This window comes from Sulfitobacter sp. CW3 (genome assembly GCF_019392245.1).
GTDB lineage: Bacteria > Pseudomonadota > Alphaproteobacteria > Rhodobacterales > Rhodobacteraceae > Sulfitobacter.
In genome coordinates, this window is the sequence record NZ_JAHXRL010000179.1 from 1 (window position 1) to 276 (window position 276).

A 276-nucleotide genomic window follows, 5' to 3' on the forward strand; every position below is an offset into this window, starting at 1 on the left:
TCAGCGAGCGACCCAATCAACCACTGAGAGTAATTGCTCCACTGGCAGGACTTAGTGGATTCCAGTCCATTGAGCTTGCAATAATCCTGATAGCGGCGAACTTGCAGAAGAAGATAACGGCTTGAGTCTTGAGCAACTCGCGAAGCCTCAGCAAGCCTTTTTGTATTTTCATTGGCCGTGCTGTCGGTTACAAAGAAAATGGCAGCTGCCAGTGCCGTCAAAAACCAAAAATGGTCATAATATTGACGAAATCGCTCAGTTAATTTTAGGGTATCG

1 protein-coding gene is annotated in these 276 nt (G+C 46.0%); it reads right to left on the reverse strand.

What is annotated here, in order from left to right:
• The coding region (locus KZZ06_RS20685) for a hypothetical protein (protein WP_219581844.1) at positions 1-276 on the reverse strand (276 nt) is incomplete at both ends.